Origin of the sequence: Bacillus sp. YKCMOAS1 (assembly GCF_030268125.1) — a bacterium.
Lineage (GTDB): Bacteria > Bacillota > Bacilli > Bacillales > Bacillaceae > Bacillus > Bacillus safensis.
In genome coordinates this window covers 1-3033 of sequence record NZ_BSEI01000014.1, presented here as the reverse complement: position 1 = coordinate 3033, position 3033 = coordinate 1, and the positions used below count along the sequence as shown (strand labels likewise).

Here is a 3033-nt window from a genome sequence, read left to right as displayed (position 1 = left end):
TAGAATATAGGTTAAGTCCTCGATCTATTAGTATCTGTCAGCTCCACGTGTCACCACGCTTCCACCTCAGACCTATCAACCTGATCATCTTTCAGGGATCTTACTTCCTTGCGGAATGGGAAATCTCATCTTGAGGGGGGCTTCATGCTTAGATGCTTTCAGCACTTATCCCGTCCGCACATAGCTACCCAGCGATGCCCTTGGCAGAACAACTGGTACACCAGCGGTGCGTCCATCCCGGTCCTCTCGTACTAAGGACAGCTCCTCTCAAATTTCCTGCGCCCGCGACGGATAGGGACCGAACTGTCTCACGACGTTCTGAACCCAGCTCGCGTACCGCTTTAATGGGCGAACAGCCCAACCCTTGGGACCGACTACAGCCCCAGGATGCGATGAGCCGACATCGAGGTGCCAAACCTCCCCGTCGATGTGGACTCTTGGGGGAGATAAGCCTGTTATCCCCGGGGTAGCTTTTATCCGTTGAGCGATGGCCCTTCCATGCGGAACCACCGGATCACTAAGCCCGACTTTCGTCCCTGCTCGACTTGTAGGTCTCGCAGTCAAGCTCCCTTGTGCCTTTACACTCTGCGAATGATTTCCAACCATTCTGAGGGAACCTTTGGGCGCCTCCGTTACATTTTAGGAGGCGACCGCCCCAGTCAAACTGCCCACCTGACACTGTCTCCCTGCCCGATAAGGGCAGCGGGTTAGAAGGTCAATACAGCCAGGGTAGTATCCCACCGATGCCTCCACCGAAGCTAGCGCTCCGGTTTCCAAGGCTCCTACCTATCCTGTACAAGCTGTACCAACATTCAATATCAGGCTGCAGTAAAGCTCCACGGGGTCTTTCCGTCCTGTCGCGGGTAACCTGCATCTTCACAGGTACTATAATTTCACCGAGTCTCTCGTTGAGACAGTGCCCAGATCGTTGCGCCTTTCGTGCGGGTCGGAACTTACCCGACAAGGAATTTCGCTACCTTAGGACCGTTATAGTTACGGCCGCCGTTTACTGGGGCTTCAATTCGCACCTTCGCTTACGCTAAGCGCTCCTCTTAACCTTCCAGCACCGGGCAGGCGTCAGCCCCTATACTTCGCCTTACGGCTTCGCAGAGACCTGTGTTTTTGCTAAACAGTCGCCTGGGCCTATTCACTGCGGCTTCTCGGGGCTTTAACACCCTAAGAAGCACCCCTTCTCCCGAAGTTACGGGGTCATTTTGCCGAGTTCCTTAACGAGAGTTCTCTCGATCACCTTAGGATTCTCTCCTCGCCTACCTGTGTCGGTTTGCGGTACGGGCACCTCTCACCTCGCTAGAGGCTTTTCTTGGCAGTGTGGAATCAGGAACTTCGCTACTAAATTTCGCTCGCCATCACAGCTCAGCCTTTACGGGAAACGGATTTGCCTATTTCCCAGCCTAACTGCTTGGACGCGGATATCCAATACCGCGCTTACCCTATCCTCCTGCGTCCCCCCATTGCTCAAATGGTGAGGAGGTGGTACAGGAATATCAACCTGTTGTCCATCGCCTACGCCTTTCGGCCTCGGCTTAGGTCCCGACTAACCCTGAGCGGACGAGCCTTCCTCAGGAAACCTTAGGCATTCGGTGGACGGGATTCTCACCCGTCTTTCGCTACTCATACCGGCATTCTCACTTCTAAGCGCTCCACCAGTCCTTCCGGTCTGGCTTCACAGCCCTTAGAACGCTCTCCTACCACTGTTCGTAAGAACAGTCCGCAGCTTCGGTGATACGTTTAGCCCCGGTACATTTTCGGCGCAGAGTCACTCGACCAGTGAGCTATTACGCACTCTTTAAATGGTGGCTGCTTCTAAGCCAACATCCTGGTTGTCTAAGCAACTCCACATCCTTTTCCACTTAACGTATACTTTGGGACCTTAGCTGGCGGTCTGGGCTGTTTCCCTTTCGACTACGGATCTTATCACTCGCAGTCTGACTCCCAAGGATAAGTCATCGGCATTCGGAGTTTGACTGAATTCGGTAACCCGGTAGGGGCCCCTAGTCCAATCAGTGCTCTACCTCCGAGACTCTTACCTTGAGGCTAGCCCTAAAGCTATTTCGGAGAGAACCAGCTATCTCCAGGTTCGATTGGCATTTCACCCCTACCCACACCTCATCCCCGCACTTTTCAACGTGCGTGGGTTCGGGCCTCCATTCAGTGTTACCTGAACTTCACCCTGGACATGGGTAGATCACCTGGTTTCGGGTCTACGACCACGTACTCATGCGCCCTATTCAGACTCGCTTTCGCTGCGGCTCCGCATCTTCTGCTTAACCTTGCACGGGATCGTAACTCGCCGGTTCATTCTACAAAAGGCACGCCATCACCCGTTAACGGGCTCTGACTACTTGTAGGCACACGGTTTCAGGATCTATTTCACTCCCCTTCCGGGGTGCTTTTCACCTTTCCCTCACGGTACTGGTTCACTATCGGTCACTAGGGAGTATTTAGCCTTGGGAGATGGTCCTCCCGGATTCCGACGGAATTTCACGTGTTCCGCCGTACTCAGGATCCACTCTGGAGAGAACAACATTTCAGTTACAGGGCTGTTACCTTCTTTGGCGGGCCTTTCCAGACCTCTTCGCTTATATCGTTCCTTTGTAACTCCGTATAGAGTGTCCTACAACCCCAAGAGGCAAGCCTCTTGGTTTGGGCTGTTCCCGTTTCGCTCGCCGCTACTCAGGGAATCGCATTTGCTTTCTCTTCCTCCGGGTACTTAGATGTTTCAGTTCCCCGGGTATGCCTTCTCATACTCTATGTATTCAAGTATGGATACTACTCCATTACGAGCAGTGGGTTTCCCCATTCGGAAATCTCCGGATCAAAGCTTGCTTACAGCTCCCCGAAGCATATCGGTGTTCGTCCCGTCCTTCATCGGCTCCTAGTGCCAAGGCATCCACCGTGCGCCCTTTCTAACTTAACCATTTCTTACTTTAGAAAGAATCACTATGTGTGATGAACTTTGCATTGCATTCAATGTGAATGTATTACTTATTGTTATCTAGTTTTCAAAGAACA

Annotated in this window: 1 rRNA gene; it reads right to left on the bottom strand. The window is 52.6% G+C overall.

The features are described 5' to 3' along the window. Positions 1-7: 7 nt before the first annotated feature. Positions 8-2938, bottom strand: a 23S ribosomal RNA gene (locus QSJ46_RS19540). Between the last annotated feature and the right edge of the window lie 95 nt (positions 2939-3033).